Origin of the sequence: Lactiplantibacillus sp. C232 (assembly GCF_023806725.1) — a bacterium.
Taxonomy (GTDB): Bacteria; Bacillota; Bacilli; order Lactobacillales; family Lactobacillaceae; genus Lactiplantibacillus; species Lactiplantibacillus plantarum.
This window is the reverse complement of record NZ_JAMSKZ010000002.1, coordinates 169193-182557: the sequence shown is the minus strand read 5'-3', so window position 1 is coordinate 182557 and position 13365 is coordinate 169193. Positions and strand designations below refer to the sequence as shown.

Annotated in this window: 14 protein-coding genes, 1 pseudogene and 1 riboswitch; of the genes and pseudogenes, 5 read left to right on the top strand and 10 right to left on the bottom strand. The window is 47.6% G+C overall.

Going from position 1 to position 13365, the window contains the following annotated elements:
- The 4 genes and pseudogenes from cytX to thiM form a co-directional block, all read right to left on the bottom strand.
- A pseudogene (gene cytX / locus MZO41_RS03165) lies at positions 1–1199 on the bottom strand (putative hydroxymethylpyrimidine transporter CytX).
- Positions 1199–1852 (bottom strand): thiamine phosphate synthase, encoded by a 654-nt coding sequence (thiE, locus tag MZO41_RS03160; protein WP_013355103.1) that lies wholly within the window; start codon positions 1850–1852, stop codon positions 1199–1201. Before thiE ends, cytX begins: the two are co-directional and overlap by 1 nt.
- The gene (gene thiD, locus MZO41_RS03155; protein ID WP_022638074.1) at positions 1842–2666 is read right to left on the bottom strand and encodes a bifunctional hydroxymethylpyrimidine kinase/phosphomethylpyrimidine kinase; all 825 of its coding nucleotides are present in this window, start codon (positions 2664–2666) and stop codon (positions 1842–1844) included. Before thiD ends, thiE begins: the two co-directional genes overlap by 11 nt.
- Before the next feature lie 25 nt (positions 2667–2691).
- The gene (thiM, locus tag MZO41_RS03150) at positions 2692–3483 is read right to left on the bottom strand and encodes a hydroxyethylthiazole kinase (RefSeq protein WP_011100886.1); all 792 of its coding nucleotides are present in this window, start codon (positions 3481–3483) and stop codon (positions 2692–2694) included.
- A 78-nt stretch (positions 3484–3561) separates the two neighbouring features.
- A riboswitch (TPP riboswitch) is annotated at positions 3562–3667 on the bottom strand.
- Positions 3668–3838: 171 nt separating this feature from the next.
- On the opposite strand from thiM, the gene MZO41_RS03145 reads away from it, so the two are divergent.
- Entirely contained in the window at positions 3839–4816 is a 978-nt protein-coding gene (locus tag MZO41_RS03145) for a zinc-binding dehydrogenase (protein WP_013355101.1), read from the top strand.
- Between the two features lie 199 nt (positions 4817–5015).
- Here the strand turns inward: MZO41_RS03145 and larE are convergent, their stop codons facing one another.
- From larE to larA, 6 genes are read right to left on the bottom strand one after another with little or no spacing between them, the layout of a single operon-like run.
- Positions 5016–5846 carry an ATP-dependent sacrificial sulfur transferase LarE gene (larE, locus tag MZO41_RS03140; RefSeq protein ID WP_128650853.1) on the bottom strand — a complete coding sequence of 277 codons (831 nt, stop codon included), beginning with the start codon at positions 5844–5846 and terminating at the stop codon, positions 5016–5018.
- A gap of 24 nt (positions 5847–5870) precedes the next feature.
- Positions 5871–6587 carry a D/L-lactic acid transporter LarD gene (gene larD / locus MZO41_RS03135; RefSeq protein ID WP_003643656.1) on the bottom strand — a complete coding sequence of 239 codons (717 nt, stop codon included), beginning with the start codon at positions 6585–6587 and terminating at the stop codon, positions 5871–5873.
- 4 nt (positions 6588–6591) lie between these two features.
- The gene (gene larC2, locus MZO41_RS03130) at positions 6592–7023 is read right to left on the bottom strand and encodes a nickel pincer cofactor biosynthesis protein LarC2 (RefSeq protein ID WP_003641714.1); all 432 of its coding nucleotides are present in this window, start codon (positions 7021–7023) and stop codon (positions 6592–6594) included.
- A 38-nt stretch (positions 7024–7061) separates the two neighbouring features.
- Positions 7062–7853, bottom strand: coding sequence for a nickel pincer cofactor biosynthesis protein LarC (gene larC / locus MZO41_RS03125; RefSeq protein WP_003641713.1), 792 nt, complete (start codon positions 7851–7853; stop codon positions 7062–7064).
- 30 nt (positions 7854–7883) lie between these two features.
- Entirely contained in the window at positions 7884–8624 is a 741-nt protein-coding gene (larB, locus tag MZO41_RS03120; protein ID WP_003641712.1) for a nickel pincer cofactor biosynthesis protein LarB, read from the bottom strand.
- A 1-nt stretch (position 8625) separates the two neighbouring features.
- Complete coding sequence (larA, locus tag MZO41_RS03115; RefSeq protein ID WP_003641711.1) at positions 8626–9900, bottom strand: nickel-dependent lactate racemase; 1275 nt, start codon at positions 9898–9900, stop codon at positions 8626–8628.
- 252 nt (positions 9901–10152) lie between these two features.
- On the opposite strand from larA, the gene MZO41_RS03110 reads away from it, so the two are divergent.
- From MZO41_RS03110 to MZO41_RS03095, 4 genes are read left to right on the top strand one after another with little or no spacing between them, the layout of a single operon-like run.
- Positions 10153–10818, top strand: coding sequence for a Crp/Fnr family transcriptional regulator (locus tag MZO41_RS03110; protein WP_003641710.1), 666 nt, complete (start codon positions 10153–10155; stop codon positions 10816–10818).
- Positions 10819–10832: 14 nt separating this feature from the next.
- Complete coding sequence (cbiM, locus tag MZO41_RS03105; protein ID WP_003641709.1) at positions 10833–11819, top strand: cobalt transporter CbiM; 987 nt, start codon at positions 10833–10835, stop codon at positions 11817–11819.
- Positions 11794–12615 carry an energy-coupling factor transporter transmembrane component T gene (locus tag MZO41_RS03100; protein WP_011100882.1) on the top strand — a complete coding sequence of 274 codons (822 nt, stop codon included), beginning with the start codon at positions 11794–11796 and terminating at the stop codon, positions 12613–12615. The genes cbiM and MZO41_RS03100 overlap by 26 nt, the downstream gene beginning before the upstream one ends.
- A 1-nt stretch (position 12616) precedes the next feature.
- Positions 12617–13348, top strand: a complete 732-nt coding sequence (locus MZO41_RS03095) for an energy-coupling factor ABC transporter ATP-binding protein (protein ID WP_013355099.1) — start codon at positions 12617–12619, stop codon at positions 13346–13348.
- The last annotated feature ends 17 nt before the right edge of the window (positions 13349–13365 follow it).

Sequence of the window (13365 nt, the reverse complement as noted above, 5' to 3'; positions counted from 1 at the left end):
TCAATGACTAAGCTCGCGATATCCGAGTGCAGTTGGTTTGACGATAATTCCCGTCAACCAGACGGCGATGCTCAGCCCAACCAATACTAATACGTCGTGCCACCAATGAAATCAATGGCCTGTAACTGATAATAGGCGACAATCCCCACAACCCACCAGCAAAAGTTCAACCAGTATGGTAACGTAGCGTGCCGCACAAAGTACGTGACGAAGATAATAGCATATAGCGGTGTGAAGACCGAACCAATCAAATACAGGAAGTTCTGATAATACGTCATGGCAACCGTCAGCGCAATCAATAGCCCAACTACCGTCACACCAACGGCTAATCGATTAACATGGCGGCTACCGGTCAGATTAGCCAAACTCGTGGCGGCCGAATAAGTATCTAAAAATGTCGTCGTCACCGTTGAGAAAACGATAATCAGCAATGCAACCAATCCTAAACCGGACCGCGTCAGCAATGCCGTGATATCAGTTTGCCCTGTCCGTAACACAACTAATAGCCCCGTCACAAACATCACTAAACTGCCTAACATATAGCCACCCGCGCTGACTAGTGCGACTGGTAAAGGACGATCAACACGCTGGGTATAATCACCAATTAGTGGCAACCATGAGAGTGCCATCGTAACGTTCAATTCCACTGCTTGCCCAAACGTCATACTAGTCGGTGATACCGACTGACTAGTTGTCGGTGCCATAAATACCATTACGAGCATTAACACCGTCCCGAGCACCAACAAGCCCACAACGGCATTGTTGATTTTGAACAGTAACTGACTACCCATGAGCAACCACGCAATAATCAAAATCGCCACGATGGTTGCCATTAATAGCGGACTTCGAAAGCCAAATAGCTTTCCACTAATACTGTTCATGGCTAACTGAGCATTGACGATCATCACCGCCGTCCAGCCAACGAGTTGCAAGGCGTTGAGTCCTGACGCTAGTAACACCCCGCCGCGACCAAAAGCCAGTTGGGCTGACGCTAACGCGGACTGGTGTAATTTAGCCCCCAAATAGCCGGCTGGAACCAAGAACAGGCCACAGCCGATCAAGTGCCCCAATACAATCGCAGCCAATCCGCGTGTCAGCCCCAGTGGTGCCATCAGCGTACCTGTTAAGATTTCGGCAATTGAGATAGCCGCACCGAGCCACAGTAAAAATTGGCTCCGAAAAATCCCGTCATGTTTCATCAGTGACCCTCCGTAGCCGTTAGCATCGCCTTGACCGTGGCAGCCATATCGGGACTACGCGTTAACATTGAGATCACCGCAGCGCCAGCCGCACCAGTAGCCGCAATAGCTGGCAATTGCGCGACAGTAATTCCGCCAATGGCGACAACGGGACAAGTTGCAGTCACGACTAATTGTCGCAAGCCCGTCAGACCGACTACTGGATCCGCATCGGCCTTAGATGTCGTTGGAAAGATGGGACCACTACCAAGATAGGCAATGCCTTCCAATTGGTTAGCAATCCGCACTTCAGCTAAGGTTGAACAAGACAAACCGACAAACATTTGATTAGCGACCCGTTGAATAACTTGTGTCACCCGGTCGTCCTTTTGACCAACGTGAATCCCATCTGCTTGCAGTGCGAGTGCCAGCTCGACATCATCATCGACGATAAAGGGAACATGCGCTTGCGCACAGCGTTCCCGCAGCTGCTGCCCCAATGCAAAACGCTCAGCCGTAGTCAACTGGCTATTGCCTTTATCTCGGTATTGAAATGCCGTGATGCCTGCATCCAAGGCCGTTTGGACGACCACATTCAGATCCTGTCCCGGCACGTCTTGTGTCCCGCACACAAAATAAGCACGTAATTGTGTGGGTTCAAATTTAAGCGTCATGAACGATCACCTGCTCACTTGGGGTTGCCCAATGATTCAACGGGCCATGACCATACCCGACCTGGATACCATCCTGAATCGTCCCAGCAACGTACGCCTTAGCCGTTTTAATGGCCGCAGCCATTGACCGTCCTTTTGCTAATTCGGCGGTAATACATGCCGATAGAGTATCTCCCGTGCCGTGGGTCCGCACCGTATCAATCCGTGGAGCCGAAAGCCAAAAGGCGGTCCCGTCAGCCAACAATACGAAGTCATTAGCTAAATCGGGATTATCACCATGGCCACCTTTAATAATGACATTGTCAGCACCTAACCCCTGTAGCGAATGCCCAGCTTTAACCATCGCTTGATTGCTAGTGATAGACTGTCCGGTCAATTGTTCCGCTTCCGGTAAATTCGGTGTCACAACAGTCGCTAAAGGGAGCAGTTCGTCGCGAACCGTTTTAATCGCATCCGCGGCTAATAACGCCGCCCCGCCTTTCGCAATCATGACTGGATCAACTGTCAGCGGCCCAAAATCAACTCGTTTCAAGTTCTCAACGACGGCATGGACGTGTTCAGCATCCGCAAGCATCCCCGTTTTACAAGCGCGAATGTCTAAGTCAGCTGCTAACGAAGCAAATTGTTCGTCAATGAGCTTCGTCGGCATTCCCATAAAATCTTGGACCCCCAATGTATTTTGAGCTGTCACGGCAACGACTACCGCGGTACCAAAAACGTGACGTGCCTGCATCGTTTTTAAATCGGCCATGACACCGGCACCGCCACCACTATCCGTACCAGCAATCGTTGCCACTTGTGGAAATTCATTCATTAAATCTCGCGACCCTTCATTATATTTAATCAACTTTAGCAATTGTTTGAATTTCTGACACTGTCACTAAGCTCAGCCGGTCAATCAAATCAATGGCAAATGTGGCGGGACGATCGGCCGTCAGCTGACTGGCGACAAGTTCCCCCGCTCCCGCTAAGACTAAGCAAGCCACTTGCGCCGCCTGGTAAACGTCGGTTGGACTAACGGCTGTAAAAGCCGCGACGATACTAGAAAGTAAATCGCCCGAGCCCACGTGACGTTGGAAGAGCGGGGTACCATTAGCGACTTTAACTACGCGCTGACCATCCGTAATAACATCAGTAGGTCCCGACAATATGACACAGCATTGGAATTGCTGTGCACAAGCTTGAGCAATTTCAACCAGGTCGCCCTGACCGCTCCCCGCATCAATTCCCTTCGCTTGCCAATCCATGCCTGCCAATGCCGCAATTTCACCAGCATTGCCCCGAATAACATCGACTTGAAAATCAGATAGTAATGCTAGCGCGACTTCTTTTCGATAAGGGACCGCCCCGACGGCCACCGGATCAAGAACGACTGGCTTATGATACTGATTAGCAAGCTTACCAACCACCCGCATTTGATCAATCTGGGTGGTGGTCAGGGTTCCTAAATTAATGCAAACAGCCCCGGCAATTTGGACCATCGTCTCCGCTTCTTGGACTTCAGCTGACATAATTGGCGAGGCCCCTAACGCGTTTAGCCCATTGGCAACGTCTTGAACCGTAACAAAATTGGCAATGTTAAAAACAATCGGATTGTGATTCCGTAAAGTATTCAATAATTGTAATTCCATAGCAATTCTCCTCCTCATTGACCGTCACGCCAATTAAAAACGGCCACCAATCAACATGCATTGATCCAGTGGCCGCTAACATTAGCTGTGACACTTTCCTACGCAAGTTTGAGCTTACAGGTTCAGAGGGATCGGCACTTACAGCACCATCTCAGCCCATTTTTGGACACCCCTAGTGTTTAAAAATATTCAATTACTAACCTTAGTCTAACGATTGTAACCGCTAACGTCAATCTTTCCGTTAGCCGAATCACCCTCATTGCTACTTAATTAATTAGGCATTAAAGTTTAAATTCACCGCCGCGACCGGTTATAATAAAAAGCAAATATGCCTTTAAGAAAAGAGTGATTGAAGATGCAAGCACTTGTTGTGCCAGATCCATCCGCTCAAACTATGGAACAGCTTCAATGGCAAGAACGGCCCATGCCCAACCTCGGGCCAACTGAGGTGTTGATCAAGACCCAAGCAGTCGGGCTCAATCCGGTAGATTTTAAATTAGTTGCGGCGGGTAACGCCGCCTGGCAATATCCACACACACTAGGACTAGACACAGCTGGAATCGTGGAGGCGGTTGGCGCTGAGGTCACTAATTTTCGGCCTGGCGAACGAGTTTGTGGGCACGCTAATCTCGCCAATAATGGGACATTTGCCGAATACGTGAGTTTACCAGCAGCCGTGCTAGCTAAGATTCCAACGACTGTGAGCTTTGAAGCAGCCGCCGCTAGTCTCTGCGCTGGATTGACGGCTTATCAGGCCCTCCTGCGCAAAGCCAATTTAAATGCCGCGCAAACTGTGCTGATCCATGCAGGTGCGGGCGGTGTAGGCAGTATGGCTATTCAACTCGCTAAGGCTGCTGGCAAGACCGTCTTCACGACCGTTTCACAGGCCAAGCAAGCCTTCGTGGCACCGCTGCATCCCGATGCCCAAATCGATTACCATCATGAAGATGTGACCACATGCATTCAAGACCTAACGCAGCAGCACGGTGTTGATCTGATCATTAATACCATTGGTCATGCTGATGCGGACTTACCGCGCTTAGCTTACAATGGCCAGCTTGTCTGTGTATTAGCAACTCCGGACCACTTTCCAAGTAATCAAGTTGTAACTATCAGTAAATTGGACCTCGGTGGTGCCCACCGTAGCGGTAACCCAGCGCAAGTTGCCGATCTTGGGCAAATGACCGCCGCCTTATTAGCTTTGGTCCAAACTGGCAAGGTCGACCCACTAATTACTCAGGTCTTGCACCGTGACCAACTTGTAAGTGGTTTACAACAACTCCAAGCTGGTCAAGTCGTTGGTAAACTCGTCGTGACTTTTGACGCCTGTTGATCTAAAAATGAAGATACGAAAAACGCAGCTCAAGGGCGGCCTTGAACTGCGCTTTTTGGGGTGTCAGGCGATAATCGCAACATGTGCGTATCGGCTGGGGTTACGATTATCATCGGGTGGGCGAATGAACCATGATCACCGCCGTTCAGCCGCCCATCTCCGATTAATCCCGACACCACTATCATTAATTTGATTAGGCCTAGGCGAAAGTGGCCAATTGTGCCTTGGTCAACGTATCATTCATCCGACCACTACGGAAGCCACCTAAATCAAGGGTAACGTAGCGGAATCCAAGTGATTGTAATTGACGGTTAACGCGGTCGTTAAAGACTAAGAAATCACCAATTCGTGCTTCTGGTAATTCGATCCGCGCAATATCATTGTGGAAACGAACCCGGACCGTTGGAAAACCTAAACTACGCAAATATTTTTCGGCGGCCATTACTTGAGCAATATTGTCATGTGTCAACGTCGTCCCGTATGGGAACCGTGAAGATACAGAGCATGACGCCACTTTATTCCAGTTCGTCAAACCGAGTTCTTGTGCCAAGGCCCGAACGTCAGTCTTGAAGAAATCAGCTTCTTGTAACAAGCTCCGGGCCCCCACTTCACTACGGGCCTTCAAACCAGGACGATAATCATTTTCATCATTCTTGATCATACCGTCTAAGACAGCGGCACTACCGTTATTAGCCGCAATGTCATTCAACCGGCTGTAGAACATCTTCTTCGCATAGTACCAGCTATCAGGCGTGTTGTTCTTGATGTGGTCATCGCTCAAGTAGTCTAGCGTAGTTCCTTGAACGTTAGCACCTAGTTCTTCGGCTAAACTCATCGCTTTATCGAATTCTTCATCCGTAAATAATTCAGAGTTCGCAACCACAGCGGTCACATTGTCACGGCCTAAAACATCGAGGGCCATCTTCAAAACTAAGGTACTGTCGATCCCACCAGAAAAGGCCACGGTGACCCGTTGTAAATCCTTTAATGCTGCTACTAACGTTGCTTTTTTTGTTGCTAATGTTGCCATAATAAAACCCTTCTTCTATTTAATTTAATTAATTCCAAAAAAGCCATGCATAAACCAAGCGGCAATTGCTGCCCCGACAAAGGGCGCAATTCCTGGCACAATGATACCGTATTGCCAATCACTATCGGCTTTATTGGCAATTGGTAAGATGGCGTGGGCAATCCGGGGCCCCATATCTCGAGCTAAGTTCATTGCGAACCCAGTTGGACCACCAAGTCCCATCCCAATGGCCCATACAAGTAGGCCAACGCCAATTGGCACGATTCCCGGCGTTTTAATCTCAGAAATCGCTAAAATACCCGAAATAAAAATAAATGTATCAAATAATTCCACAAAGAAATTCCGCGGTAAGTTACGAACGGCTGGTGCCGTACAGAATAAGTTCCGAATTGTAATGGGTGAAATCTCATCTGTTGAGGCTTTAAAATGATCAGCATACATGATCCAAACGATCACTGAGCCCACGACCCCACCAAGCACTTCCGCAACGGAATACGGAATAAATAAAGACCATGCGATATTTCCTAATAGACACTGCGCCAAAACCATTGCCGGGTTAATGCAAACATTGCCAAAAATGAATAAGGCAACGCTAATCCCAAAACCCCAAGTTGTAATGGCAAAAATATGACCGGAACCCCGATACTTGGTTCCCTTTAATACGGAACTACAATGAACACCCACCCCAAAAATAATCATTAGGGCTGTGCCCATAAATTCAGCAATCAACTGATGTACCAAAAAATTACGCCTCCTCATCTAATTGATCTACCGCCACTAAGGCTGCCTGGTAGACCGTTCTAAACGGAATATGAAATTGCTGCGCCAGCTGGGCACAATCCGCATATTCCGGCATCTTCTTCTCAATATCTTGATATGTCGCCACTTTAACTTGAACGTCACCGTACGGCGTTGCGACCGTCAGGAAGTGCCGTTGCATAATAGTACGTTGCCACGTCTGGTAACGTACACCAATCGTCGTCGTTTCTTGTAAAATCAACTTAGTCAGTAAGTCCTTATCGTTAACGTTTCCCAAAACCGTTAACTTTGTCGCCGGCCGATCTTTCTTCATCTGAATGGGCGTGAAAAACACATCGTATGCGCCCGCCGTTAATAACTGGTTCATCACGTACCCCAGTCCTTCACCCGTCTGATCATCCAGATTAGCTTCAATCATTAAGACAGCATCAGCCGTCCGGTTAACGATTTGCTGACTTAGTTTTTTTTTTCGAATAATACGGCTCGCAGTGCATTGAAACCACCCGTGTCCCGTTTACCAAACCCATAACCAACTCTAGTTGGCACGGCATTTTCCGGTAACGGTCCGAATTCACGTACGAGCGTCTTGACCAAGCCCATCCCAGTGGGGGTAATCAATTCAGTATGCACATCCAACCGTTGTTGAATCGGAATGGCACTACCAACTCGCATCTGCATCACGGCTGGTACGGGAACTGGCATCTGACCATGGGCAACGTTAATAAAACCACTACCATCACTTAACGGTGAAGCCATGATGGTATCAATCTGCATCAATTCCAACCCAATACAGCAGCCCACAATATCAACAATCGAATCCAACGCGCCCACTTCATGGAAATGAACTTCAGCTAGTGGCATGTGATGAACCGCTGCTTCCGCTTGCGCAATTTCCATAAAGATCGCTTTCGCGTGGTGTTTCACGGTATCTGATAAGTCACTGCCGTCAATTAACGCCTCAATATCAGCTAAATGACGCGCTTCATGATCATGATGATGCCCAGCTTCATGCTGATGATGGTGATGTTCCACAAAACCATGGTCCTTACCACCCGCAACCTGAACATCAAAGCTCGTGCCATAGATGCTACTCTGGGCTTCCCGTTGCTGCGTTAATTCATAACCGTGCACGTGTAACTTAGCCAATTCGGTTTTTAATTGCTCAAAATCAAGTCCTAAATCGAGTAACGCGCCCAGAAACATATCACCGCTAATCCCCGAAAAAGCGTCTAAATAAAGTGTTTGCATTTATCTTCTCCTTGTTCAGTTAACTGAATCTTACATTTGATTGATCATACTAGCTGAGTAGGCGGCACCAAAGCCGTTATCAATGTTGACAACGGTAATCCCCGACGCACAGCTATTGAGCATGGTCAATAGCGCGGTCATACCTTGAAAACTAGTACCATAACCAACGCTGGTCGGCACTGCAATCACGGGCTTATCAACTAGTCCACCAACGACACTGGCCAGCGCACCTTCCATGCCCGCAATCACAATGACCACCCGGGCACCACGAATCACATCCAACTTGGCAAACAGTCGGTGGATTCCCGCAACACCCACGTCATAGACTCGTTCAACACGATTGCCAAAAGTTTCCGCGGTTACTGCTGCTTCTTCAGCAACCGGTTGATCGGAGGTCCCCGCCGTCACCACAGCAATGTACCCTGGTGTTTTCGGTGCGGGTTGTTCCCCGACCGTCATACACTGCGCAGTGGCATGATAGACAGCCGTTGGTAACGCTGGTTGGAGTGCCGCGAATTTTTCTGCGGATAACCGGGTCGTTAAAATCGGCAACGTCTGTTGGGACAAGGCTTGCACGATACCCACAATTTGGGTTGCCGTCTTACCAGCACCGTAGATGACCTCCGGAAAGCCATTGCGGCGTTGACGATCTAAATCGACATTGGCAAAACCTAATGCCGCTGTTTTGCCCGCTTCTAACTGTTGGGCAGCCGCCGTCGGACTTAATTGCCCTGCCGCCACTTGTTGTAATATTTCTGCTGTGGTTGCCATACTACTTCACAATAACGCCTAAACCATCAGGAATAACCGTCACTTTAGCGGCTTGACCCTCGCGTGCGTAGGCCTTTTCCATGGCTTCATCTAACGTCTTGGCTAGTTCCATATGCATATTCGTAATCAAATCAGGATCAACGAGGTCTGACACAAAAATCACGTGATGATGAACTAAGATTCGAGCAAAGATTTGGGCCGTCCATTGGTCAGGAATAGTTTTAAGCCGTGGCGTGTTGATTGCTTGGTCCAGGAATTCCTTAGGATCATCAACGTCAGCTAAGTTGTGATAAAACCCTTCACCACCGTGACCATCACGAGCACCGGCAACCATAATAATCGTGCCGCCTTCTTTGTTTGTTGCTTCAGCAGCGGTCATTCCTTTAACGGCCTGATAAATATTTTGATCAAGCGGATAACCACCATTCGTCGAAATCGCAATGTCACAATCAATGGCTGGTACACTAGAAAGTTCTTTGACAAAGTCACAGCCCACTTTATGGGCGGCTTCCATGTCACCGGCAAATGACCCAATGATTTTTTTATCTTCGTCTAAAACAACATTGATAATAAAGGCAAGTTTAGCGGTCCGAGCAGCGTACACCATATCCTTATGAATCGGATTATGCATTAAATTACCGGTCCGGGCCTTCGGTGAGTTAATAAATTCGCCGGAATGGTTCGCCATAATCGTCTTGTATGAAGCAATCCCAGGTAAAACGGACTTCCGACCACCTGAAAAACCAGCAAAGAAATGTGATTCGATAAAGCCTTCGGAGATTAGCAAATCTGCTTCAGCAGCGACCTTATTAATAATGCAATCGCCGCCAGATGGTAATTGGCCAATCTTGACCATACTACTGTCATCGGTTGAGACATGCATCACGATTTCTTCGTTATTGACGATGTCTTCACCATACTTATTCACCAATTCTTCGTGGGTTGATGGCCGATGGAAACCAGTAGCTACGAGGATCCGAATCCGTGCATCGGGCGCCACTGACCGTAACCGCCGCAATAGGATCGGGGTGATAATATGTGAAGGAACTGGGCGCGTGTGATCAGAACTAATAATCACAATATTGTGCTTCCCACGAGCAAGTTCCTCCAGCTTATCGGAGCCGATTGGATTATCCAGCGACTTCTCGACCGTTTCCTGTTCTGATAATTTGTTATGATATGTTGCAGCTTGCGACACTAACTTACCGGCGTAATTTTCATCATCAATCTGAGCCGTAATTGTGCGCTTGTCATATGGTAAATCAATTGCAACCATGACTTTTAGCCATCCTCTTTCTCTAAAAACTAATTTTTACATGCACGTTTTGTTATACTAGAAGACGGATAACTTGTCCGTTACATTTTAAGTTTTCAAAAATAGTTAACAAATGTATACTTTAAATGCGATTGTCACAATCATGAAAACCGCTATGCTTAAGTAGCGTTATCGTCGTGATTACTGTTGAGAATCGCTATTTTTACTGACCTCAACCTTAAAAATTATTCACGAAAGAACTGAAAAACTAAGATGGTATTAACTGATATTGAATATTTACTAAGTTATTTGGAAGCCCATCACGTGCCGACAATCAAAAAAAAGCGGCATACTTACCTGACCTATCATGGTTTAGCCGAACACTATACGTACGTCTTAAAGGACGGCATCATCAAAAACAGCATTATTTTACAAGACGGTCGCGAATATAATTTATCTTATATTGCCAAGCCCGACGTGATCTCCCTGCTGCGTGATGAAGTTTCTCGTTCTACGGATCAACCGTTTAACGTCCGTATTGAGTCCGAATATGCCACTTTTTACCAGGTCAACCGGGTCGCTTTTTGGAAGTACGTCAACAGCACGCCTGAACTGCAAAACTACGTTAAAAATTATTACCGTAAAAAGTTGTCCGAAAACATTCTTCGACTGCAACGGATGGTCATGAACGGTAAAAAAGGAGCCATTTGTGCCTTTATCTACAGTCTTGTTGATTTGTTCGGACGAAAAGTTAACGAAGGGATTCTGATTGACTTTGTGGTCACCAATGACGACATTGCCGGTTTCTGTGGTATTAGCTCCCGAAGCAGTGTCAACCGGATGCTCAAGGAATTACGAACAGACGGCGTCATTACGGTCAAAAATCACAAATTTATTATTCAAGATGTTAGTTACCTCTTAGATCAAATTGCAAATTAGTGAGGTGCTCATCCGTGCATATTCCGGATAATTATTTAAGTCCCGCAACTTGCGGAACGTTGGTCACCGCGATGGCTCCCGTCTGGACCGTCGCCGTTTTAAAAGTTAAAGTTCAAATCAAAAAACATCATGAAACCCTGCCAATGCTCGGCATCGCCGCTTCATTGGCTTTTTTAATTATGATGTTCAACTTGCCGATTCCAGGTGGGACCACGGCTCACGCTGTCGGGGGAACCCTGTTAGCTGTCTTGATTGGCCCATGGGCGGCGTGTCTTGCGCTGACCGTGACGTTACTACTACAAGCCTTATTATTCGGTGATGGCGGTATCCTAGCCTTTGGCGCTAACGCGTTGAATATGGCGGTCATTATGCCGTTTGTCGGCTACGCCTGCTATCGCCTAGGTCAAAAATGGCACCATGAAAAGTTGGGGCTCGCAATTGGTGCTTACTTAGGCATTAATATGGCGGCGCTAGTTGCTGGTATCGAGCTCGGGTTACAACCCATACTGGCTCATACGGCAAGTGGTGCGCCGCTCTACTGCCCATACGGCCTCAACATTACGATACCCGCAATGTTGACGGCTCACTTATTAGTCGCCGGCTGGGTCGAAGTCGTCTTCACACTGCTTGTCTTTCAATTTGTAAAACGAGTCGCACCGACTAACCTCTATCAGACACCCACTCGGCGCAATCAGCGGCCGTGGATCGCACTGCTACTCGGATTAGCGGTGTTATCACCATTAGGCTTGTTGGCTAGCAATACGGCTTGGGGCGAATGGAGCCCCCAAGAATTACAGCAACGGCTAGCGCAACAACATATCAGTACTCACGCGCCTCAAGGAATGGTCCACGGGTTCCATTTTCAGGCCCTGTTCAGTGATTACGCCATCGCGGGCTTACCGGTTAGTGTAGGTTATATTTTATCGGCCATTACCGCTGTTTTGATTTTCTTACTTTTGATTCGAGGTCTTCAACATGAAACCGACACGTCCCAACACTGATATTCCAGCTTGGCTGCAAACTACGACCACCACGCCAACACCTGCTATTAAAGCGAAATTTTGGCAACGTAATCAGCGTCACCTACGCCAATTACTCAGTCGACTAGCACAGCCAGCGCCAGTCACGGCAACGTCTCATTGGCGCGTTGCACCGCAATTCAAATTAATTCAGCTCCTGTTGCTCGTCATTTTAATTGCTTTAAGTAATAATCTCATTCTGTTATGGAGCCTAGCACTATTAGTTGGGTGCCAATTATTATGGTTACCTCCACGCCAACTGCGCCGTTTTATGGGAAGCTGGCTAATCAGTGTTGGGATGGCCATGCTGTTCGTATTACCGAGCTACTGGTTAGCCGGTCCCACCACGCTATTATTTTTTGGCCTTAAAACCAGTCTAATGCTGGCAAACGCTCAATATTACCGTCTAACCACGCCGTTTCAAGATTTATTGGCTGGCTTGAAGGCACTCCATTGCCCTGATCTATTAATTATGACTTTGGCCATTGCCATCACGTACTTACGAATGCTCGGCCAACATCTATTGCTGACGATGGAAGCCCTAGAATTACGGACGGTCGCCCCAACGGCTCATCCATACCGTTTAATCGGCGCATTATTTGGTAATTTATATCTTAAAAGTTACACTTATGCGCTAGAACTATACGCTGCCATGGAAGCACGCGGGTTCAATGGTCATTACGTGCGCTCAACCGGGCGTCGTACCCATTGGCGCGATTATCTTGCCCTGAGCCCAGCGATTATTGTCTGGATATTATTTATTTTTTGGAGGCATTAACGTGGTATTGATTAAATTGGTGAATATTTGCTATGATTATCCTGATACGTGTGGCTTGAAGGACCTCAGCTTAACGGTCAACTCAGGCGACTTTATCTGTCTAATGGGGCCCAATGGATCTGGTAAATCGACCCTTTTACGACTATTGAGTGGATTAGCTAGTCCAACTAGTGGCGCTTATCAGTTTCACGATCAGCCGATTACGACCACTTATCTCGCTGATGCCCAAAATCGACAACAACTTCATCAGCGGATCGGCATGGTCTTTCAAAATACTGATGTTCAACTATTCAACACGTCGGTCACTGAGGAAGTCGCTTTCGGTCCCCGACAACTCGGTTTATCAGCAGCCATGGTTGCGCAACGCGTCGCCGACTGCTTACAATTAACGGACTGTGCTAACTTAGCAGACCGGGTCCCTTACCAACTTTCAGGTGGTGAAAAGAAGCGCGTGGCACTAGCCAGCGTTCTCGCCTTGAACCCTGAAATTTTATTGTTAGATGAACCGCTGAACGGCTTAACAATTGCCGCTCAGCAGCAAATGCTAACCCTACTGCAACGGCTACAAGCTGCCGGCAAAACTATCATCATGGCAAGCCATAACTACCAGCAAGTCCAAGCCGTTGGTGAACGTTTCATTATTTTTAACAGTACCCACCAAGTCGACGCTGACCTAACGCGCGCTGATCTTGATCAGCAACCCGCTCGGCAAGCGCAATTGATGACTTTATAATTAAGAGGAGTTGAGAA

Coding starts and splice junctions, on each gene's coding strand:
- thiE (WP_013355103.1), bottom strand. CDS start 1,852: ATGACGCTTAAATTTGAACCCACACAATTACGTGCTTATTTTGTGTGC.
- thiD (WP_022638074.1), bottom strand. CDS start 2,666: ATGAATGAATTTCCACAAGTGGCAACGATTGCTGGTACGGATAGTGGT.
- thiM (WP_011100886.1), bottom strand. CDS start 3,483: ATGGAATTACAATTATTGAATACTTTACGGAATCACAATCCGATTGTT.
- MZO41_RS03145 (WP_013355101.1), top strand. CDS start 3,839: ATGCAAGCACTTGTTGTGCCAGATCCATCCGCTCAAACTATGGAACAG.
- larE (WP_128650853.1), bottom strand. CDS start 5,846: ATGGCAACATTAGCAACAAAAAAAGCAACGTTAGTAGCAGCATTAAAG.
- larC2 (WP_003641714.1), bottom strand. CDS start 7,023: ATGATTGAAGCTAATCTGGATGATCAGACGGGTGAAGGACTGGGGTAC.
- larC (WP_003641713.1), bottom strand. CDS start 7,853: ATGCAAACACTTTATTTAGACGCTTTTTCGGGGATTAGCGGTGATATG.
- larB (WP_003641712.1), bottom strand. CDS start 8,624: ATGGCAACCACAGCAGAAATATTACAACAAGTGGCGGCAGGGCAATTA.
- larA (WP_003641711.1), bottom strand. CDS start 9,900: ATGGTTGCAATTGATTTACCATATGACAAGCGCACAATTACGGCTCAG.
- MZO41_RS03110 (WP_003641710.1), top strand. CDS start 10,153: ATGGTATTAACTGATATTGAATATTTACTAAGTTATTTGGAAGCCCAT.
- MZO41_RS03100 (WP_011100882.1), top strand. CDS start 11,794: ATGAAACCGACACGTCCCAACACTGATATTCCAGCTTGGCTGCAAACT.